Below are 22163 nucleotides of genomic sequence, written 5' to 3'. Positions count from 1 at the left end.
CCTTTTGTTTTTTTTCAAAAGGCTTTTATTTTATTTCTTATTTAATGATTTCTGTTTTGAAAACTTCGTCATAATTATGAAAGCAATTGTTGATGAATCCCTGTTCTTCCATCCATTTGTCGCTGTAGACTTTTGTGATGTATCTTGAGCCGTGATCGGGATAGATTAAAACAACAAGGTCATTTTCTGCAAACTGATGAGAGTTTGCGTATTGAATAAGCCCCTGTGTAACAGCTCCTGTAGTATAACCTCCCATAATAGCTTCTTTCAAAGCGATTTCTCTGGTTCTGTAAGCAGACATTTCGTCGTTCACTCTTACAAACTCATCGATTTTGTCAAATAAAAGGGCAGAAGGGATTAGATTTTTTCCCATTCCCTCAATCTGATAAGGATGTACGTCTTCTTTGTGAATTTCTCCGGTTTCGTGGAAGCTTTTCAAAATAGAACCGTCAGCATCCACACCGATAATTTTGATGTCTGGATTTTTTTCTTTTAAAAACTTAGCAGACCCTGATAAAGTTCCGCCTGTTCCGGTGCAGGCAAAAAGGTGTGTAATTTTTCCCTGAGTCTGTTCCCAGATTTCAGGACCTGTGGTCTGATAATGGGCATCAACATTAAGCTCGTTGAAATACTGATTGATATACACCGAGTTAGGTGTTTCGGCTGCAATTCTTTTTGCAACTTCGTAGTATGATCTCGGATCATTTGCCGGAACGTTGGCCGGGCATATATAAACCTGCGCGCCCAAAGATTTCAGGTAGGCAATTTTCTCGGCTTTCGTTTTGTCACTTACGGCGAGAATACATTTGTATCCTTTTATAATACAAACCATAGCAATAGAAAATCCGGTATTTCCGGAAGTGGTTTCCACTACTACAGATTCACTGTTCAATAAACCTTTTTTTTCTGCGTTTTCTATAATATGAAGAGCAATTCTATCTTTGGTTGAATGTCCAGGATTACATGATTCTAACTTGGCATATACGGTTGCTGGGATGTCTTTTGTGACAGTGTTAAGCTTCACCATAGGAGTGTTTCCTATAAGGCCAAGAATATTATCGTAAACATTACTCATTATTTTATTAATTTTTTCAATAAAAATCTGACCGCAAAAATACAAAAAAATAAATAATCTCTAAACTTTTGTTTGAAACTACAGCAATGATAATTAAAAATCCTCGCTTGAGTTTTGCAGCTTTCTGATTTCGCAGCCAAAATTTACGCCATTTTTTTTAAATTTTGTTAAAATCGGTATAAAATCATCTAAAAATCTTATTTTCGCATGATTGATTTAATACTATGAAAAACTGGACTTTCAGGCAATGGAATACCGTTCTCGGATGGGTGATATTCGCCATTGCATTTATCACGTATCTCTCAACCATAGAACCCAACTTTAGTTTTTGGGATTGTGGCGAGTACATTTCTTCTGCCGTAAAACTTGAGGTAACCCACGCTCCGGGCGCCGCACTTTTTCAAATCGTTGGTGCTGTGGCAGGAATTTTTGCTTTCGGTAGAGGCGAAAACTATTCGGTTGTGATTAACGGAATGTCTGCGCTTTTCAGTGCTTTCACCATTCTCTTTCTTTTCTGGACGATCACGCACTTCGTGAGAAGACTTCTGAATAAGGATTTTGAAGAAATCAACAGACATCAGGAGATTGCTATTCTTTTTGCAGGAGTAATCGGATCATTGTGTTTCACATTTTCAGATACATTCTGGTTTTCGGCTGTGGAAGGAGAGGTGTATTCTATGGCCTCAATGTTTATCGCCCTGCTCGTTTGGCTGATAACCAAGTGGGAAAACGAATATCTTGCGGCAGATGCTGACCGCTGGATCGTATTAATATTCTTCATTGTAGGGCTGTCAGTGGGTGTTCACATGATGTGTATGTTGGCAATTCCTGCTGTTTGTCTTGTTTATTACGCAAGAAACTATGAATTTACATGGAAGAATTTCATCATAGCCAATGGCGTTACGCTTTTAATTTTAATCATTGTATTTAAACTTATCTTCCCGCTGATCATGACGATGTTCGGAAGACTGGAAATTTTCATGGTAAACGGAATAGGATTGCCTTTCCACTCGGGAACGATTGCAGGATTTATCGTAATGGTTGCTGTTTCTTATTTCATTATCAAATATGCCAGAAAAGCTAAAAAGAAAATTTATCAGACAATAGCACTTTCGTCAGTATTTATGGTGATTGGTTTCTCCTGCTGGATGGTTATTCCCATCAGAGCCAACGCCAACCCGCCAATGAACCTGAATGATCCCGATACCGCAATCGGAATGCTGGATTATTACAACAGAGAGCAGTACGGTGACTGGCCAACGATTTACGGACAAAACTACACTGCATTTCTGGATGCCAACGGTATCGAAAAAAATGACGACGGAAGTTTTAAAACCAATAAAACCGGAGAAATCTACGAAAAAGATGAGAAAACCGGAACGTACAGAAAAACAGGTGACAGATTCAATTACGTTTTCAATAAGGATCATGTAAGCCTTATGCCGAGAATGTTTAATGAAGATAAAGCTGTAATGGCCAACTATATGGCGATGTACGGTGCACCGGATTTCACTTTTAATTTTGATAATCCAGATGTTGCAGACAGCCCTGAAGCTCAGCAAATCTTCAACGAACTCAGAACCAAATATGATAACAAAGATATTTCGGTTTCGGATTATCTTAAGGTAAGACCTTATAATTTAATTAAAGTTCAGAGACCTTCCTTTGTAGACAACATGCACTATTTTATCACGTTCCAAAACGGATATTATTTTGTAAGATACCTTTTCTGGAACTTTGCAGGAAGACAGAATGACCTTGAAGGCAATCAGGAAATCACAAGAGGAAACTGGATTTCAGGAATTCCTTTTATTGACAATGCTTTGTATGGTGATCAGAATGCGATGCCCTCGAAATTCAGAAATGAAAGCACGGTAGCATTCTTTTTCCTGCCGATGCTTCTTGGAGTTTTAGGTTGTTATTTTCAGCTCAACAGAGACTTCGGAAGATTCTATGCATTGCTGTCTTTATTTGTTTTAACAAGCATCGGAATCGTTTTCTATACAGGTATGAAACCTTATGAGCCACGCGAGCGAGATTACGCAACGGTCGGTTCCTTTTATGCCTTTGCCATTTGGATCGGTTTAGGAGCCGGAGGAATTTTATGGTACCTTCAGTCTAAAGTAAAATCAAATTTAGCCAATATCGGTTTTGGTGCTGTTTTAATGGGAATTCCACTAATGATGGGCTTCCAGAATTATAATTCGCATGACAGAAGCGGTCGCTACACAGCTTATGATTATTCTTATTCCATGTTGAAATCTCTTCCAAAAGACGATATCTTATTTGTTTACGGAGATAATGATACATATCCGGTTTGGGCATTGCAGGAAACTGAAAGATTCAGGGATGATGTAAAAGTGGTCAACTTTACACTTCTTTCAACTCCGTGGAATATAGATCAGGTAAAAAGAAGAACCTATAACGCAATGCCGGTTCCAGGACAGCTTAAACACGACGACTACCGTGACGGCGTAAACGATCAGATTTACATGATGAAACCTGGCGACTGGAAAAATGTTTTTGCAAATTTACAGGAAAAGGGAACTGCTGAAAGTGTTATGAGAGCTTTCCAGGGATATTTAGAGAAAGATTCAATGACGATTAAGGAAGCCGTGGAATTTATTAAAATTCAGTCTCCGGAAAAGGATGAAGTATTAAAGGAAATCTTTGGCGGAGATAAATATGAAAAATACAATTTCCTGCCGGTAAATAAATTTGTCATCCCTGTCAACAAAGCCAACGCAGTAAAATCAGGAACAATTTCAGCAGAAGATTTACCGAATGTTGTAGATCACATTACTGTAGATTATAAGGCAAATACTTTGTACAAAGGCAACCTGATTATGTTTGATATTTTAGCCAACTTTGACTGGAAAAGAACGATCAACTTCTCTACGGGAGGTGTGTATGACAGTGAAAATATTTTCTTTTTGGACGATTATCTTCAGTTCGACGGTTTCAGTTACAGATTAGTTCCGATTCGTACGCCAAGAAGCAGTGACGGTGAAATGGGAAGAGTAGACGGAAATTCGCTTTACAACATTGTAAAAAATTACAAATGGGGCAATTTCAAAGATCTGAATGTTCATTTTGATGAAACTGCCACTTCAAATATCATCGGCTACAGAAGTGCGGCGAGCAGAGCAGCAGCAGCTTTAGCTTTACAAGGTGATAAGAAAAAAGCTTTGGAAATTCTTGATTTGGCATCAAAGGAAATCCCAGCGTCCAAATACAATGATCCAAGATCTCTTAGCTCAATGGTGAACGGATACATCATGGCAGGACAGGAGAAAAAAGCTTTGGAAATCGCAGAAACGCTGAAAAAAGGAATTTTTGATGAATATGATTTCTATTTAACTTTAGATGCTGCTGAGCAGAGAAATATCGGAAGACAGATGAGATCAAAACCTGCTGAGTATTCCTTAGTTGTGACAGCGGTAACCGATGCCTACAGGAAATTGGGTCAGAATCAGAAAGCTTACGATTATCTTGTGAAATCTATGGAGCCTATCGATAAAAAATTCAATGCATTTGTGAAAAAAGCCCAGTCTATGGGGAAAGACAAAGCAAGAAATGAAATTGAAAACAACGCTCAGAAAATTACTTCCTATTATTCTTATCTGATGGATGTGATAGAGCCGATTGATTCTAATTTTGCAAAGCAGAAAGAAGAACAGATCAACAATTCACTCATAAAAGCAATACAGTAGCATTTAAAACGGAACTTCGGTTCCGTTTTTTTTGTTTTGACAGTAAAAAATATAAGGTTTATATTTGCACAAACAACGAACACGATGACCGAATCCGGACAGAAAAAGCTTCCCATTTACGCATTTTTTATTGCCCTCACAGTCAAAATATTTTTCCTTCTTACGCATCACATTCAGGAAGACGCTTTCATTACATGGCGGGTTGCGCAAAACCTGATGGATTATGGCGTAATCGGCTTCAACGGAGCGACAAAAATTTCGGCTTCCACTACACATCTTTATGTTTTTGTTTCATATTTTTTCAATCTTATTTTCGGTAAGGAAAACTTTATAGAACCTTTATTGATTTTCAACTCGATACTTTTTACGATCGGAAGCGTTTTACTTTCGCATCTGCTTTTTAAAGATAACAGACATAAGGCTCTATTCATTATACTTTTTGGATTGTTGCCGCCTTCCATAAAAATCTCAATTCTCGGGATGGAATATGGAATTCTTTTCTTTCTGGAAATGGCTTTGCTGTATTATGGATTTAAAAAAGAAAAAAAGTGGGCGTTACTGCTTCTGCCTGTGCCCATCATGTTTACACGGATCGACACAGTGATTTTTCTCGGAATAACATTTATTGTAGATCTTCTCTGGACTAAAAAAATAAGATGGAATTATATTTTTGGAGGAATTTTAGCCCTTGCCGTTTCACTTTCTTTCAACTGGTTTTACTTCGGAGAAATTGTCAATAACACGATTGTTGCTAAGAAATTGAGATATGACGGACAATTTAATTTAAAACAAAACTGGGATTATTTTAATCTGAATTACGGTAATTTCTGGGGAATGATCAAGCTTCCGAAAGATTTTAATCCTTTCACGATTGTCATTGCAGTTTTTGAATTGCTTTGTTTTATTTTTCTGGTGAGACAGAGAAACAACAGAAACTATTTTCTTTGGATTATTTTTATTTTCGGATGGATCAAACAGATTATTTTCCTTTCTCAAAAAAGTCTTTTCGATTGGTATTACTGGGTTCCGCAGATTCTTTTATTCGTTCCGGTCATTATTTTTATTCTCGAAATTAAAGAAAAAAGGAATCTTTGGCTTTCGTTATTTATAGTCTTTTATATCATCCCAATGGTTGCATTTCAGACTGTTCATTCTCTCGCCACAGGAAATGGAGAATGGAATTACCGCAGACACATCGGGCTTTATCTGGATATTTATGAAAAAGATAAAAATCAATGGATTATGCTTGAACCGGCGGGTTACGTTCCATATTTTTCTCACTTAAAGACAATTGACGAAGTTGGATTGGTAGATAAGAATATTCAAAATGAAATTGTAAAAGACAAAGAAAATTATTGGGTAAATACAGTGAAAAACAGAAGTCCGAAATATTTGCTTTCTTATAAAAACCTTTTTGAAGAAAAAGATGCAGTGTATTATCAGCAAAATTATAAACTAATTAAAGAATTTAGAGTAAAAGACCATTTGCACAGTGATAATGCGGTTTTAGAGAAAATTTACTGTTTAAAACCTTCAGGTACGGATTACAATCTTTACGAGAAAATCAAAAAATAGATTTTGATATCATATTTAATGAATCTATGTTAAGTGTTTAAAATTTAAACGATATGGATTGGTAAATTTCTTTGATTGAAAGGCTTTTATTGTTAATTTTACATCCTTAAACTTTTCGTTAAATGATGCAAGCAGCTGAAGCAGATGATCAGATAAAAAAAGTTGGTTTTTACATTAAACCTTTGTCTGAAGTCATTGCTCTTAATAATAATTCCCGTTCTTTTATTAATCATCAGTATTTTGCAATCATAATTTCTGCAGAAGAGTTTACTTTAAAAACGGACGTTGGCGAGAGAATAGTTAAGCCAAAATCGGTGATTTACATTGGCCCGGGAAAATCTTTTCAATTGCTGGGCGAAGTATCAGAAAAGTCTTCCTGTATCGTTTTCAGGTCCAGTTTCTACGAAAAAACACAACAGGACAGTTTTTTTATTAACTCAAAAATTTTCTACAATCCTACTTCCAATTTTTTTGTTGTACCTATCTGTGAAAATTGTTTTCATGAAAATAAATCTTTATCAAAAAGAGTAGAAGTATTTAAAACGAGAGGCGAAAGTCTGTACATTTCTGCAGCACATAATCTGATTGAATCTTTGCTTCTGCATGCTTTTCAGTCTGAAGAAGTGGAAATTATTATTGACGCCGAGAAATTTGAGTTTGTATCCTACGTCAACCGTTTCAGGGTTTTGCTACAGAGAGATTTTAAAGAACAGAAAAAAGTTTCTTATTACGCTTCCGAACTGCAGGTTTCAGCCAGAAAACTCACAGAAATGTCTGAATACGTAAGTGGAAAAAAAGCAAAACAGTTGATTATTGAAAAAGTAATTAGAGAATCTGAAAACGCCTTAAAATTCTCATCAAACACCATCTCAGAAATTTCCTACAATTTAGGGTTTAATGATGAAGGAAACTTTACCAATTTTCTTAAAAAACACACCGGAAAAATCCCAAGTGAAATGCGCGAAGTTGTTCAGTAAACTTTCTGCGGCTTGCTTTTTGAAGTTTTAATTTGTTTTAAAATAAAAGTATGCAAATCGATTGGAATGAGCTTATCATGGGCTCCGAAAGCTGGGATTTTCTGCTCCAGATCATCTTCCGTACAGCGGTAATGTTTCTTGTAATTATCTTCGGAATCAGGCTTTTAGGGAAAAGAGGTGTAAAACAACTTTCTGTCTTTGAACTTGTTGTGATTATCGGTTTGGGCTCTGCGGCCGGTGATCCAATGTTTTACCGTGAAGTGGGAATTCTCTCATCGATCCTTGTATTCGCGGTTATTATCTTATTTTATACTTTGGTGGTTTATCTTATCGGAAGATCCAAAAAAATTGAAATACTTCTGGAGGGAAAACCAATCCTTCTTATTGAAAACGGAGTTTTTGCAATCGAAAATTTTAAAAAGGAAAAATTAGGCAGCGACGAATTCTTTGCGGAGTTGAGAATGAAAAGTATTTCTCATTTAGGACAGATAGAATCTGCGATAGAGGAGACTTCCGGAGAGATCAGCGTATTTTTTTATGAAGATGAAGATGTGAAATATGGCCTTCCTGTACTTCTGCATTCTCTGGAAAAATCCACAACTGTCTTTTCAGAAAAGAAAAATTATTCGTGCACATTCTGCGGCTTTACAGAACTGAAAATCCCTGAAGGCGACAATACATGCGAAGTTTGCGGAAAACACCACTGGGTTCCTTCAATTAACAGAAGACGAATTACATAACAAAAAAAGTTCTGACATAATCAGAACTTTTTTATTTGACAGGCATTTGCAGTTTACACAATTGCTGTATTTTCCTTTTTCAGACTGTTAAAAATAGGCTTTCCAATCAGGCTTGAAAAAATATTCTGAACTTCGTGTATGTATCTGCATCTCACAGAGTTACCGTAAATTTTTAAACCTTCAAGAAGTTTTTTCGCTGTCAGATCAAAGTCGTATTTAATAAACTGCTCAGGTCTTTCATAACGAATTCTCTGTTCTGAACTGTATGTTTTTAAAAAACCTAACTTTTGTAACCAGTCTTCATCGATGAGAATCGGCTTTATTGCTTCGGCCGGCACTGTGAAGTTTTCTAAATCATTATCTATTTTCACATAATACTGACCATCTTTCGGCTGCAAAATTTCCTTTACTGAATAAATCTGATTATTATATTTAACCAAATTTGTAATTTTAAGATCTGTGATATTCATAGTGATAACTGTATTAATGGTGTTTCAAAGCTATTACAAATTATATGCCCCAAATAATATTTTTGTGGTATCCTTTAGGATTTTAATCTCCTTTTAACGCAATTTTTACTTTAATTGTCCTTTACAGCTTTTTTATAGATTTCGAGTGCACGTTCACGGGCTTTTTTATGGTCAACCATCGGCTCAGCATTATAATCTTCAGGCAACCAACTGAAGCGGTAACTTCCATCCTTATCAAATTTTTTCTGCTGCTCCTCAGGATTGAAAATTCTGAAATAGGGTGCTGCATCACAGCCACAGCCTGCCGCCCACTGCCAGTTTCCGTTGTTGGAAGACAGTTCGTAATCCAAAAGTTTTTCTGCAAAATAAGCTTCTCCCCATCGCCAGTCGATTAAAAGGTGTTTGGTCAAAAAACTTGCGGTAACCATTCTCACTCTGTTGTGCATAAATCCGCTTTCGTTGAGTTGTCTCATTCCCGCATCAACAATCGGATAGCCGGTTTTGCCTTCGCACCAGAGTTTAAATTCTTTCTCATCATTCCGCCACTCGATATTTTCATATTTTTCTTTAAAACTTGTGGCGACAACTTTCGGGAAATGATATAAAATCTGCATAAAAAATTCTCTCCAGATCAGCTCGTTCAGCCAGACTTCATTGTGTTTAGAAGCGAAATCCACACATTTTCTAATGGAAATCGTTCCGAAACGCAAAGCGATACCGATGCGGGTTGTAGCATCCAGTCCGGGAAAGTCCCTTGTTTTATTATAATCTGTAATGAGTTTTTTGGATAAAGTATGTTCAGAAAATTTTAAGTCTGTTTTCTCAAATCTAATTTCTTTTAAACTTAATATTTTAAAAGATTTATTCTGATAGAAATTGGAAAAGACTGTTTTATTATTTTGAAATTTTATCTGTTTAAAAGCTTCTTTCCATTTTCTTGAATACGGGGTATAAACTGTGTACGGCGAACCGTCACCTTTCACCACTTCAGCTTTCTCAAAAATAATCTGATCTTTAAAATCAGCCATTTTTATATCTTTTTTCTCCAGAAATTTCCTGATTTCCTCATCTCTTTTTATCGCCTGAGGCTCGTAATCCCTGTTGACGAAAACCATTTCCACATCAAACTCATCTGTAATCTTTTTGAAGGCATCCAAAGGTTTGTCAAAATAAGTTTTGATGCTACTTCCATGCTTTTTCAGCTCTTCATTCATTTGTTCCAGAGCCTGATGAAAATAATCTACCCGTTTGTCATATTTATCTTCGAGATTTGAAAGTATTTCTTTATCAAAAATAAAAATTGGCAGAACTTTATTTTCCTGTTTCAAAGCTTCCGAAAGTGCGGTGTTATCGTCTAAACGCAAATCCCGTCTAAACCAGAATATATTTATTTTGCTCATATTTTTTAAACTTTAAAAAGAAAAAAAGATTCCACAGAATCATTTCAAGTCCGTAGAAAAAGTCTTCAACAGGAATTGTCAGAATTCTGAATCCCATAAACTCCGCAGGATTATAATTTACAACAGGCGAGGGCAGTCCGGTTCCCGTCAGCAAACCGTTCACAACCAAAAATCCAGGACTTAAAATTATATAGATTATTACAGCTTTTCCCAGCCAGTCGGCTTTCAGAATATATTTTAAAACTAAAATGCTCAAGGCACAGGTTACAAATGCCGTTAAGGTATAGAGTTGCTCATAAAAGTAAGTGGCAAGTGCGAGAAGTACGAACGTAATTATATGAAGAAGTACATTTTCGATTTTTTTCACCCACGAAAAATCAAAAAATTTGTCTAAACAGAAATACGTAAACACACACGAAAACGGAATGCAGATAAAAAACAGAATTTCTTCTATCGGAAGATTATAGATAAGCAGACCAATTGTATATTCGTGGCTGAACCACCAGACTTTTTTCGCCGTAAAAATCATATCCCAGACAATAAAAAACACCGCAACAAAAAGCGATGACAGTATAAATGCCCTAAAAAATCTGTTGAATTTTATTTTCGGATGAAATGAAAAAATAAAACAGATAATTACTGCAAAAAAATTAATCAGTAAATAAGTAAACTGCATCATTTTTTATCTTTTTTAAAAAACATTTTAAAGTATTTAACAGGAACCCACAAAAAACCAAAGCATTCGCCGTGCTCCTTTCCTGTGTGTTTATGATGTTGCTTGTGAGCTCTTCTGATCGCAAGAAGATAAGGGTTCTGTGTATTTCGTAAAATCTTAAAACGTTGATGAATAAAGATGTCGTGTACGAAAAAGTACGACATTCCGTAAAGCGTGATTCCCAAAGCGACATAGAAATATTCATTAAATCCGTTAATGGTTCCGAAATACATCAGAACAATCGTCGGAATTGCAAAAATTAAAAAGAAATAATCATTACACTCAATATGTCCTTCGTTGGAATGATCATGATGATCTCTGTGAAGAAACCACATGAAACCGTGCATCACATACTTATGAATGCACCACGTGAGTCCTTCCATTGTGAAAAATGTGATGATGACAATTAAAAAATTCATCTTTGATTAAATTTTGTTTCAAGAATTTTGTAGCGGTAGTTGAAAATATTTTCAAGTTTGCTTTTCACCATGATTTTATGGGCAGTTTCACCTAAAAAACCTAAAGGAAGTTCGTAAGTCACAATATCTGTCATTAAAACGCCTTCTGCATTTGGTACGAATTCATGATGATGATTCCAGAGTTTAAATGGCCCTTTTTTCTGAAAATCGGTAAAGCTTTTTTCTTTATCAACCTGAGTAATTTCTGTCTGCCATTTAAGTTTGACGCCAAAAAGTGGTGAAACATAATAATCGATCAGCATTCCTTCGTAGATTTCCTGATTTTCCACGTTAGTTAGGACGATGAAATTCATATCATCGGGCGTTATCTCAGAAAGGTTTTTTGCAGCAGAGAAAAATTTCCACGCAGTAGAAATATCACAGTGAAGCTGTTGTGTGCGTTTGAGTGTGTGAACCATAGTTTAGTTTAAATAAAAGCAATTTTATACTGTACGTAACTGCTCATCATCACCGAAATTTTTCTTCCGTTGGAAATTCTTATTCTTTTCTTCAGAATTGCTGTGGCAGGCGTTCTTCTTATTTTATTAAACAACGAAATGTAATATCTGTAAGCCAGATACACTCCGAATTTTGAAGTTTTCGGAAGCATTTTAATGCCTTCCAGTGCCAGCCTGAACTCTTCTTCAATGTCTTTTTCGATCTGCTTTTTCTCTTCAACATCAAAGTTGAGAATATTGACTCCCGGGAAATAGGTTCGTCCCAAAATTTCAAAATCGTCATTCATATCTCTCAGGAAATTCACTTTCTGAAATGCAGATCCAAGCTTCATGGCAAATGGTTTTAGCTTGTCAAAAGCTACCTGATCACCATTTACAAACACATGAAGACACATCAGGCCAACCACTTCCGCAGAGCCTAAAATGTATTCGTCGTAAAGTTCAGAATTATAATCGATTTTCTGAAGATCCATTTCCATACTTCTCAGAAACTGGTAGATCAGTCGGTGTTCAATTTTATACTTTAAAACAGTCTCCTGAAATGCCTGCATGATTGGATTTAATGAAATTCCTTCCGCAAGAGCTTCCTCGGTTTGCACCTTGAATCTGTTGAGCAGAATATTTTTATCGTAGCCATGAAAACTGTCTACAATTTCATCGGCCAGCCTTACGTAGCCGTAGATTGCATAAATTGCGTTTCTTATTTTAGGGGAAAGAGCTAAAATTCCCAGTGAGAAGCTGGTACTGTATTGCTGTGTGGTCTGTTTACTGATCTTAAAAGAAAGGTCATCAAATTTTTGTTTCATAACTTTATATTAAAGGGTGGCTTGATGTGCTGCAATTTTTCCTGAAATAATCGAGGGCGGAACTCCCGGACCCGGAACAGTAAGCTGGCCGGTATAGTACAGATTTTTTATTTTCTTATTTTTGAGTGAAGGTTTCAAAACGGCAGTTTGGCTCAATGTATTGGCGAGACCGTAGGCATTTCCTTCGTAGGCGTTGTAATCTTCCTTAAAGTCATTTAAACAAAAACTTTTCTGATAGATTATTTTTTCATCTAAATTTTCCGTGCCGGTGTGTTTTTCAATCCTTTCTATCATCTGAGCAAAATATTTTTGTCTCATTTCTTCAGAATCATCAATTCCGGTTGCGATCGGCATGAGTAAAAATAGATTTTCGCAACCTTCCGGAGCAACTGAAGCATCGGTCTGTGACGGACTGCATACGTAGAATAAAGGCTTTGACGGCCATTTTTTGTCACTGTAAATTTCACTGGTGTGAAGATCCAAATCGTTTTCGAAAAACAGAGTATGGTGTTTTATTTTGATCTTTTCATTAATTCCAAGATAAAAAATGAGGCATGAGGGAGCGAAGGTTTTTGATTTCCAGTAATCTTCTTTGTAATTTTTTTCCTGTTCTGTAAGAAGTTTTGTTTCTGTATGATGATAATCGCATGAAGCAATCACAGAATCAAATTCAATTGTTTCGCCGTTCACCAGAATTGATCTCACCTTTCCGTTGTCACTTATTATTTTATCCACCGCAGCATTGTTATGAAACTGTACACCCAAATCGTTGCAGATACTCATCATTCCTTCAATAATTTTGTAAAAGCCACCCATAGGATAAAAGGTTCCCAGTCTGTATCCACCATAATTCATCAGGCTGTAAAGTGCAGGAATATTTTCAGGTGAAGCACCAAGAAAAATTACAGGAAATTCCATTAAAGTTCGGAGTTTATGATCTTTAAAATATTTTCCGACAAAACTTCTGAAATTGGAGAGAAGATCAAGCTTTACAGCACTTTTTAAAATTTTTAATGAAAAGAATTCAGTCCATGAAAAACACGGTTTTGTTACAAAGTCTTTCATTCCGACCTCATATTTATACTTTGCATCCTGCATGAATTTTTCAAGGTTGTAGGCAGCTCCGGATTCAATGGACTCAAATAAATCTTTCATCTCTGTAAAATTTTCAGGCAGATTCAGATTGTCATCAGAAAAAACCATTTCAAACTGAGGATTCAATGATATGAGTTCGTAGAAGTCGGAGGTTTTTTTGCCAAATTCAGCAAAATAAGAATCGAAAATATCCGGCATCCAATACCAGCTGGGTCCCATGTCAAATACAAAACCGTTTTCTGTAACAAATTGCCTTGCCCGGCCGCCATAAGAATTGTTTTTTTCGAAGATATGAACTTCATGACCTTCTTTTGCAGCATACGAAGCAGCAGAAAGGCCTGAAAAGCCGGAGCCAATGACGGCAATTTTACGTTTCATAATTAATTTTTGAATTTTCGGGTTAATTTTACAACTTCAATATATCTGCCAAAATCATTTATTAATCATAGTTTTGAAAAAAAATGTGGTATAACGGTAAAATTTTCTTAAAAAAGTGATCACGCATTTAAGAATTTTATATCTTTACAAAACGATATTCAGTGTTTCACATGATAACTTGGAACAGATTTTGGATAGAACACTAAACCAAACCTCACAAATTTTATTAGTTTTTTAACTTAAAAAATATAATTTAATTGACGTACTTATCGATGGAGGATTATTTTTTTGGTAATTTCAAATTTCTTTTACAGAACAGAAAACAATTAAAATGAGAAAATTACTAAACTCTTGTTTAAAATTTAACTCAAAGCAGTTTGATTTTTAAAGGTTATGATTTTTCAAATGTGAGATTTAAGAGCAAGAAGCTATATCTAAAAAACGCAAGTACAGAATTTAAAATTATTATGCTCAAAATGCAGCAGAATGAATGATATGGTAAAACGTATCTTTATCGGTAAACAAAAATGCACATTGCATAAATAATAAACAAAAATGCCAAGAAAAGTAGTACAGGGTCCGATCCGCGATAAGGAAAAGACTAAACAAAAGCTCCTGGGAGCTGTAGGAAAAATTTTAAAAACCAAAGGGTATTCAGGTTTAATGGTAAGTAAGATCGCTGCTGTCGCAGGTTACGACAAGAAACTTATCTATGAATATTTTGGAAGTACAGATAAACTGATTGACGAATATATTAAGTCGCAGGATTATTGGAGCAATTTTAACGGAGAGAGAGATGCAGATCTTTCAGACGGTGGAAAAGAAATGTCTAAAATGGCAATTTTGAACCAGTTTGAAAATCTTAAAAAGAATAAAGAACTTCAGAAAATCTTAATTTGGGAACTGTCAGAAAGCAGACCAGTCCTTAAAAAAGTTATGGATGAAAGAGAAGTTATAGGTGAGGAACTCTTCAAAAATATTACAGATCCACATTTTGGCGACGATTCTACTAGATACCGCGCCATGACTGCCTTAATGATTGCAGGAATTTATCACTTAAATCTTTATACAGCCTACAACGGAACTACCTTCTGCGGAATTGATCTTAAATCTGAAAACGGAAGAAAAGAAATTGAAGGTGCTATTGAAGAAATGATTGATTACGCCTATTCTAAAAAAGCGGGAAAAAAGTAAATCTTCGTCACTGAAGATTTACTTTTCTGTTTAAAAATCTGAGGTATTATATTTTCAGATTTAAACAATTATTCTTACTTTTGGGCAATGGAAAATTTTATAGTATCTGCAAGAAAATACCGTCCGCAGCAGTTTGACACTGTAGTTGGGCAGTCTCACATTACAGATACTTTAGAACATGCTATTGAAGAAAATCAGCTTGCTCAGGCTTTGTTGTTTTGTGGGCCAAGAGGTGTGGGTAAAACGACCTGTGCCAGAATTCTTGCCCGCAAAATCAATGAAAAAGACGGTTCTGTTTCTGAAGATGGTTTTGCTTATAATATTTATGAGCTTGATGCCGCTTCAAATAACTCTGTAGACGATATCCGTGAACTGATTGATCAGGTGAGATATGCGCCACAGGTTGGTAAATACAAGGTGTATATTATTGATGAGGTTCACATGTTGTCTTCTGCAGCATTTAATGCCTTTCTTAAAACTCTTGAAGAACCGCCTGCTCACGCCATTTTCATTTTGGCAACTACAGAAAAGCATAAGATTATTCCTACGATTCTTTCGAGATGTCAGATTTACGATTTCAAGAGAATCACAATTCTTGATATTCAGGAACATTTAAGAAAAATCGCTGAGAAAGAGTCTATTCGATATGAAGATGATGCGCTTTATCTTATAGCTCAGAAAGCAGATGGTGCGTTGAGAGATGCGCTATCAATTTTCGACAGATTGTCAACTTTTTCCCATAAAAATATTACTTTGGCAAAAGCTGCTGAAGTGCTCAATATTCTAGATTACGATCAGTATCTCAATATTGTAGATTTGGCCAAAGAGAATAATATTCCGGCTGTACTTTCGTCTTTCAATGAAATTGTAAAAAAGGGTTTTGATTCTCATACTTTCATTGCAGGTCTTGGAAATCACTTCAGAGATTTGATGATGGCGCAAAACGCATCAACTATTGATTTGATTGAGGTTGGTGATCAGACAAAAGCCAAATTTGCAGAACAGTCAAAAAGCTGGAGTCCGCAATTGCTGATAAACGGAATTGAAATCTGTAATCATGCAGACATCAATTACAAAAATTCTAAAAACCCAAGGCTTACCGTAGAAATCGCTTTGATGCAACTGTCTTCTCTCACTAGTGGAGCAGATGTTCTTAAAAAAAAAAGTTCTTAATACTGGCACCTTTTCTTGATGAAAAACAAGAAATAAAGAAGCCGGTTCCCGAAAAGAAAACTGAAACAGTAAAAACAGAAATCCCTGAAGTAAAAATTCCTTCAGAGGAAACTTATGTTCCTAAAAAGGTTGCAAAACCTTTGTCACGACCTGCTTCGAAAGGCGGTTTGAGTATTTCTTCTTTTATGAATCAAACCGAAACTGTAAAGAAGGAAGAAGTTGTTGTTACTAAAAATGAAGATTTACCTAAAAATCATTTTACAGAAACCGATCTTCAGTCTGAGTGGAATTTACTTTTAAAACAGCTTCAGAATAAAAATGTTTTCGTTTTCAACGCTATAAAAGGTTTTAAGCTTAAAAAGAAAGACGAAAATATAATTGAAGTTCTGTTTCCGTCAGATTCTGCGAAGACTGAGTTTGATAAAATCAGCGGTGAGTTTTTCAATCATTTTAAAACAAAGGTTCATAATTTTTCAATCGAAATCGAATATAAAAGAGACTTTGAAAATTTGAAAGTGGAAGTACTGACGAAAAAGAAAATCTACGAGAAATTTATAGAGAAAAATCCTCTTTTGAAAGATCTAGACGATTTGATGAGGTTTGATTTAACTTAAATTTTATATATTTGTTGAACTGTTTCCTCACTGGGGATAAGTAAATTTAAAAAATAAATCATAATTAACTGATTTACAGGTGTTATTAAAATTTTAAATGAAAAATTTTTCAATTACAACTCTGTCTTCGCACTCATCTTTTGGGTATCAGGCTGCTGAAATGATCAGTGGTTATTTTGGTTTGTTAGTAAATTATTATAGAAATTTAAATGGTTATTACCGTCATTATTGGTATAGCTAAATAAATTTCTTTTCCTAAAAACAAAACTTATTCTACTGAGTTTTTGTTTCCTTAAATTTTTTTAACGGCAATTTCGAAAAGAATTATAACGCATTTATAATTTGAATTTCCATGTATTTAAAACAAAAAAATAATTAATATGACACTTAAAGATTTAAACAGCAACTGGATTGAAGATCTATCACAACCGCTGATGATAGCAGGACCCTGCAGTGCTGAAAGTGAGGCGCAAATGCTGGAAACGGCAAGACGTATCAAAGAAACCAACGTGAATGTCCCAATCTTCAGGGCAGGAATCTGGAAGCCACGCACCAAACCAAACGGCTTTGAAGGGGTAGGAGTTATCGGTCTCAACTGGCTGAAAAAAGTGAAAGAAGAATATGGTTTTAAAACTGCGACAGAAGTTGCAAACGCTCATCACGTTGCTGCAGCTTTGGATGCTGATGTTGATATTCTTTGGATTGGCGCACGTTCGACAGTAAATCCTTTTACTGTACAGGAAATTGCTGAAGCTTTAAAAGGAACTGAGAAAACAGTTTTGGTAAAAAATCCTGTAAACCCAGATTTGGCATTGTGGATCGGAGCTCTGGAAAGACTTTTGGGTCAAAATATTAAAAATCTGGGTGTGATTCACAGAGGTTTTTCAACGTACCAAAAGACGAAGTACAGAAATAATCCGAACTGGCAGATTGCTTTGGATTTTAAAAGTCAATATCCTAATATTCCGATGTTAATTGATCCTTCTCACATTTGCGGAAACAGAATAGGTTTGGCAGATATCACGCAGGAAGCGTTAAATGTTGGTTACCAGGGAGCGATTATAGAATCACACAGCAATCCTGATGAAGCCTGGAGTGATGCTTCACAACAGATTACACCGGAAGTTTTGGCAGATTTAATTACAAACCTAAAAGTAAGAAACTCTGATTTTGCAGGATTTGAAGGCGAAATGGGAAGACACAGAACTTTAATCTCGGATTTGGATTTTCAGATTATCGAAATGCTTTCTCAGCGAATGAAAATTTCTGAAAAAATTGGAAAACTGAAAAAGGAGAATGATATTGCCATTTTCCAGCCTGCAAGATGGAAAGAAATTACGGAATACGCTACTCTAAAAGCTACTGAAACGGGGATGTCTCCGGAATTTATAGAGAAAATTTTTAAATCTGTTCACGAAGAATCTATTGAGGTACAAAACAAAGTGATGATAAACAAATAAGTTTTTCTTTAAAGCAAAATTATAAGTATAGGTCTGAAGAGTTAGCTAAACAAAATGTTTTCTGCTTTTCAGGCCTTAATTATTTATATTTGCATTAATATATAAAAGTGAAAGGAAAAATCATAAAATCCACGGGAAGCTGGTATCAGGTTTTAGAATTGGAGACCAATAAAATCTTCGAGGCAAGGATACGCGGAAAATTTAAGCTCATCAAAACAAGGCTTACGAATCCGCTTGCTGTCGGAGATTTTGTGGAATTCCAGCTGGAACAGGATGATGTGGCTTGGATTACCAAAATAGAGCCGCGAACGAATTATCTCATCAGAAAATCGGTCAACCTGTCAAAAGAGGCGCACATCATCGCTTCGAATATAGACATTGCCTGCTTCATTTTCACTTTGAAACATCCCGAAACGTCTCTTGGTTTTCTCGACCGTTTTCTGGCTTGCTGCGAAGCGTACAATATTACACCGTTGATTTTATTCAACAAAATGGATGTTTTGAATGACGAAGAAATAGAGGATGTAAAAGATATCGAATTTCTCTACAACGAAATTGGATATGACAGTCTGGAAATTTCTTCCTATTCTAAATTGAATTTAGATGATCTGCAGAATTTACTTCAAGACAAAACTTCCGTATTCTTCGGTCATTCCGGATGTGGTAAGTCAACTTTAGTGAATGCATTACAACCTGATTTAAATCTAAAAACCTCAGAAATTTCTGATACACATCTTAAAGGAAAGCACACTACGACGTTTGCTCAGATGCACTTCTGGCATTTTGGCGGAAATGTGATTGATACACCTGGTGTACGTGAATTTGCGATGATTGATGTTCAGAAAGAAGAGATACAGCATTACTTTCCTGAAATCTTTAAAAAGAGGGAAGAGTGTAAGTTTCACAACTGTCTTCACATTAATGAGCCAAAATGCGCAGTTCTTAATGCTTTGGAGACTGGCGAAATACAACATTCAAGATATGCCAACTATATCAAACTGATGGATGAGGCGGAAGAAGAAGCTCAAAACAATTTTTAATTTCTCGTAATATTATTGGTCTTTCAATGTTTCATAATGAAATGTTGAGATTATATTTACTTAAATATTTACAATTGCTAATTTGGCAACAAAAACGCAATATTAATGCAAATAAAAAACCCAGCCGAAGCTGGGTAAAAACTAATAACCATGAAAACTCAAATTAAACATGAGAATCGGAATGTAATAAACAATTACTGTGCCAAAGGAATGTGACGATTTTCTTAATAAAAGTTATTTTATTGTTAAAAAAAACTTAAAAACAGAATTTTCAAAAATTTTTGTATTTTTGTGCAAATAATTAAAAAAATATTATGTCTAACATTACGTTCACTATGATCAAACCTGATGCAGTTGCTGACGGTCACATTGGTGCAATTTTAGGAAAGATTTCTGAAGGAGGTTTCAAAATTAAAGCTTTAAAATTGACTCAGCTTACAGTTGCTGATGCAAAAAAATTCTATGAAGTACATTCAGAAAGACCTTTCTACGGAGAATTAGTAGAATTCATGAGTTCAGGGCCGATTGTGGCTGCTGTTTTAGAAAAAGATAATGCTGTGGAAGATTTCAGAACTTTAATTGGTTCTACAAATCCTGCTGAAGCTGCTGAAGGAACAATCAGAAAAATGTTTGCGAGAAGCATTGGCGAAAATGCAGTACACGGTTCAGATTCTAACGAAAACGCTCTTATTGAAGCTCAGTTCCATTTTTCCGGAAGAGAAATTTTCTAAGAAAAACCTGAATAAAATATAAGAATCCGGCTTAGTCCGGATTTTTTTTGTTTCTATATGTGTCAAAATTTGCATAACTGATTTAGTGATAAAATACCGTGTTTTTACGGATTGACTTGTGTTTAAAGTTTGCAGATATTTGTATTGAAATAATTGAAATTTAATTTCACCAACTAAAAACTAGAGTAAACTAAACTGTAACCACAAGAATTCTCTAAACACGTGATGACAAAGGCTGCCAATTGGCAGCCTTTTTTTTATATTTTATTGCAAAAAATTATTTAAACTTTCAGAAGTTCAATCATTTTTTCAGGGCTTTCTGCTGAGAAAACAGCGTTTCCTGCCACCAAAACATCGGCACCAGCATCAAAAAGTTTGGAAGCATTGTCAATGTTTACGCCGCCATCAATCTGAATTAATGCTGTTGAGTTATTGCTTAAAATAAGATCTTTTGTTTCAGCGATTTTTTTGTAAGTATTTTCGATGAATTTTTGTCCGCCAAAACCTGGATTTACGCTCATCAGCAAAACCAAATCTACATCCGAAATAATGTCTTCAAGCATCAAAACCGGCGTTGAAGGATTTAAAACAACCCCAGCCTTAGCTCCCAAATTTTGAATGTGATGAATTGTTCTGTGTAAATGTGTACACGCTTCATAATGAACCGAAACCAAATCAGCTCCATGATTGATGAATTCTTCAACATATTTTTCGGGCTCAACAATCATTAAATGCACATCGACAAATTTTTTGGCATGTTGCTGAATTGTTTTCATCACCGGAAATCCAAAGGAAATATTTGGGACAAATCTTCCATCCATCACGTCTACGTGCAGCCAGTCTGCCTGAGAATTGTTGAGCATTTCGATGTCGCGCTGTAAATTTCCGAAGTCCGCAGACAAAAGAGAAGGCGCTATAAGCTTAGTTTTCATTTTTACTTTCTATTTACTTGTATCTTTTTACTATTTACCTGGCTTTTTTCCTTTTAATGATACTTCAGTTTTATTTCAGGTTTAATTTCCAAAAGAGTTTCGTAGATCAGTTTAATTACATTTCCAACGTCTTCTTTAGAAACCATTTCCACTGTTGTATGCATGTAGCGCAAAGGTAAGGAAATTAATGCGCTCGGTACACCGCCGTTGGAATGGGCAAAAGCATCGGTATCAGTTCCTGTGGCACGGCTTGCGGCAGCTCTTTGGTATGGAATATTTTTAGACTTCGCTGTATCAATGATTAGTTCTCTGATTTTATGATGCACACTTGGCGCAAAAAATACCACCGGACCATCACCGCATTTTTGATCGCCTTCTTTTTTCTTTTCAATCATCGGGGTCGTTGTGTCGTGCGTTACGTCTGTTACGATGGCGATGTTTGGTTTGATGGTATCGGCAATCATATCTGCACCGTACAAACCAACTTCTTCCTGGACTGAATTGGTAATATATAAACCGAAAGGAAGTGTTTTTTTGTTTTCCTTTAAAAGTTTTGCAACTTCAGCAATCATGAAACCGCCAATTCTGTTGTCTAAAGCACGGCAGACAAAATAACGGTCGTTCATTTCAAAAAACTCGTCAGGGTAAGTGATCATACAGCCAACATGAATTCCCAACTCTTCAACTTCTTCTTTCGAAATGGCGCCGCAATCGATAAAAATATTTTCAATTTTTGGTGTAGGTTCGTTTTGATTGGCACTTCTTGTGTGAATTGCCGGCCATCCGAAAACACCTTTTACAATACCTTTTTCACCATGAATGCTTACTACTTTTGAAGGAGCTATTGTCTGGTCTGAACCTCCGTTTCTGATCACGTAAATTAATCCGTCATCTGTGATATAATTGACATACCATGAAATTTCATCGGCATGAGCTTCAATCACTACTTTGAATTCGGCTTCAGGATTTATAATGCCGTAGCAGGTTCCGTAATGATCAACTTCAATTTTGTCGACGTATGGTTTAATGTAATTCATCCAGACTTCCTGACCTTTATGTTCGTAGCCTGTAGGGGATGATGTGTTGAGATATTGTTCTAAAAACTTTAGAGATTTCTTTTCGAATTTCATATAGAAAGGAATGATTTTTGCGTTGATTT

20 protein-coding genes are annotated in these 22163 nt (G+C 35.6%); 10 read left to right on the top strand and 10 right to left on the bottom strand.

The window, feature by feature from the left end; translation table 11 throughout:
- Positions 1–37: 37 nt before the first annotated feature.
- Complete coding sequence (locus NG809_RS02585; RefSeq protein ID WP_262147811.1) at positions 38–1075, bottom strand: PLP-dependent cysteine synthase family protein; 1038 nt, start codon at positions 1073–1075, stop codon at positions 38–40.
- 224 nt (positions 1076–1299) lie between these two features.
- On the opposite strand from NG809_RS02585, the gene NG809_RS02580 reads away from it, so the two are divergent.
- From NG809_RS02580 to NG809_RS02565, 4 genes are all read left to right on the top strand, one after another.
- Positions 1300–4788 (top strand): glycosyltransferase family 117 protein, encoded by a 3489-nt coding sequence (locus NG809_RS02580; RefSeq protein ID WP_262147809.1) that lies wholly within the window; start codon positions 1300–1302, stop codon positions 4786–4788.
- A gap of 84 nt (positions 4789–4872) precedes the next feature.
- Positions 4873–6363 carry a hypothetical protein gene (locus NG809_RS02575; RefSeq protein WP_262147807.1) on the top strand — a complete coding sequence of 497 codons (1491 nt, stop codon included), beginning with the start codon at positions 4873–4875 and terminating at the stop codon, positions 6361–6363.
- A gap of 122 nt (positions 6364–6485) precedes the next feature.
- Positions 6486–7340, top strand: coding sequence for a helix-turn-helix domain-containing protein (locus NG809_RS02570; protein ID WP_262147805.1), 855 nt, complete (start codon positions 6486–6488; stop codon positions 7338–7340).
- A 50-nt stretch (positions 7341–7390) separates the two neighbouring features.
- The gene (locus NG809_RS02565) at positions 7391–8080 is read left to right on the top strand and encodes a YetF domain-containing protein (RefSeq protein ID WP_262147803.1); all 690 of its coding nucleotides are present in this window, start codon (positions 7391–7393) and stop codon (positions 8078–8080) included.
- Positions 8081–8133: 53 nt separating this feature from the next.
- Here NG809_RS02565 and NG809_RS02560 read toward each other — a convergent pair whose 3' ends face one another.
- From NG809_RS02560 to NG809_RS02530, 7 genes are all read right to left on the bottom strand, one after another.
- Entirely contained in the window at positions 8134–8550 is a 417-nt protein-coding gene (locus tag NG809_RS02560) for a tudor domain-containing protein (protein ID WP_262147801.1), read from the bottom strand.
- 110 nt (positions 8551–8660) lie between these two features.
- Positions 8661–9950 (bottom strand): cryptochrome/photolyase family protein, encoded by a 1290-nt coding sequence (locus NG809_RS02555; RefSeq protein ID WP_262147799.1) that lies wholly within the window; start codon positions 9948–9950, stop codon positions 8661–8663.
- Positions 9922–10629: a lycopene cyclase domain-containing protein gene (locus tag NG809_RS02550; protein ID WP_262147797.1), complete on the bottom strand. Its 708-nt coding sequence runs from the start codon at positions 10627–10629 to the stop codon at positions 9922–9924. The genes NG809_RS02555 and NG809_RS02550 overlap by 29 nt, the downstream gene beginning before the upstream one ends.
- Positions 10626–11084, bottom strand: coding sequence for a sterol desaturase family protein (locus NG809_RS02545; protein WP_262147795.1), 459 nt, complete (start codon positions 11082–11084; stop codon positions 10626–10628). Before NG809_RS02545 ends, NG809_RS02550 begins: the two co-directional genes overlap by 4 nt.
- Positions 11081–11542, bottom strand: a complete 462-nt coding sequence (locus NG809_RS02540) for an SRPBCC family protein (RefSeq protein WP_262147794.1) — start codon at positions 11540–11542, stop codon at positions 11081–11083. Before NG809_RS02540 ends, NG809_RS02545 begins: the two co-directional genes overlap by 4 nt.
- 8 nt (positions 11543–11550) lie before the next feature.
- Complete coding sequence (locus NG809_RS02535) at positions 11551–12387, bottom strand: phytoene/squalene synthase family protein (RefSeq protein WP_262147793.1); 837 nt, start codon at positions 12385–12387, stop codon at positions 11551–11553.
- Positions 12388–12396: 9 nt separating this feature from the next.
- Positions 12397–13860 carry a phytoene desaturase family protein gene (locus tag NG809_RS02530; protein ID WP_262147792.1) on the bottom strand — a complete coding sequence of 488 codons (1464 nt, stop codon included), beginning with the start codon at positions 13858–13860 and terminating at the stop codon, positions 12397–12399.
- A 555-nt stretch (positions 13861–14415) separates the two neighbouring features.
- Here NG809_RS02530 and NG809_RS02525 point away from each other — a divergent pair.
- From NG809_RS02525 to NG809_RS02500, 6 genes are all read left to right on the top strand, one after another.
- Positions 14416–15054, top strand: a complete 639-nt coding sequence (locus NG809_RS02525; RefSeq protein WP_262147790.1) for a TetR/AcrR family transcriptional regulator — start codon at positions 14416–14418, stop codon at positions 15052–15054.
- Between the two features lie 87 nt (positions 15055–15141).
- Positions 15142–16227 carry a DNA polymerase III subunit gamma/tau gene (dnaX, locus tag NG809_RS02520; RefSeq protein ID WP_262147788.1) on the top strand — a complete coding sequence of 362 codons (1086 nt, stop codon included), beginning with the start codon at positions 15142–15144 and terminating at the stop codon, positions 16225–16227.
- A 140-nt stretch (positions 16228–16367) separates the two neighbouring features.
- Positions 16368–16841, top strand: coding sequence for a hypothetical protein (locus NG809_RS02515; RefSeq protein ID WP_262147786.1), 474 nt, complete (start codon positions 16368–16370; stop codon positions 16839–16841).
- A 380-nt stretch (positions 16842–17221) separates the two neighbouring features.
- Entirely contained in the window at positions 17222–18301 is a 1080-nt protein-coding gene (locus tag NG809_RS02510; protein ID WP_262147784.1) for a chorismate mutase, read from the top strand.
- 107 nt (positions 18302–18408) lie between these two features.
- Complete coding sequence (gene rsgA, locus NG809_RS02505) at positions 18409–19341, top strand: ribosome small subunit-dependent GTPase A (RefSeq protein ID WP_262147783.1); 933 nt, start codon at positions 18409–18411, stop codon at positions 19339–19341.
- Positions 19342–19652: 311 nt separating this feature from the next.
- Positions 19653–20072, top strand: a complete 420-nt coding sequence (locus NG809_RS02500; RefSeq protein ID WP_262152546.1) for a nucleoside-diphosphate kinase — start codon at positions 19653–19655, stop codon at positions 20070–20072.
- A gap of 281 nt (positions 20073–20353) precedes the next feature.
- Here NG809_RS02500 and rpe read toward each other — a convergent pair whose 3' ends face one another.
- Positions 20354–21004: a ribulose-phosphate 3-epimerase gene (gene rpe / locus NG809_RS02495; protein WP_262147781.1), complete on the bottom strand. Its 651-nt coding sequence runs from the start codon at positions 21002–21004 to the stop codon at positions 20354–20356.
- 53 nt (positions 21005–21057) lie between these two features.
- Entirely contained in the window at positions 21058–22134 is a 1077-nt protein-coding gene (chrP, locus tag NG809_RS02490) for a chryseobasin maturation metalloprotease ChrP (protein ID WP_262147779.1), read from the bottom strand.
- Between the last annotated feature and the right edge of the window lie 29 nt (positions 22135–22163).

The sequence above is a fragment of the Chryseobacterium foetidum genome, assembly GCF_025457425.1.
Classification (GTDB): Bacteria; Bacteroidota; Bacteroidia; order Flavobacteriales; family Weeksellaceae; genus Chryseobacterium; species Chryseobacterium foetidum.
The sequence above is the reverse complement of the archived record's forward strand: the minus strand, read 5'-3'. Positions and strand labels throughout refer to the sequence as shown.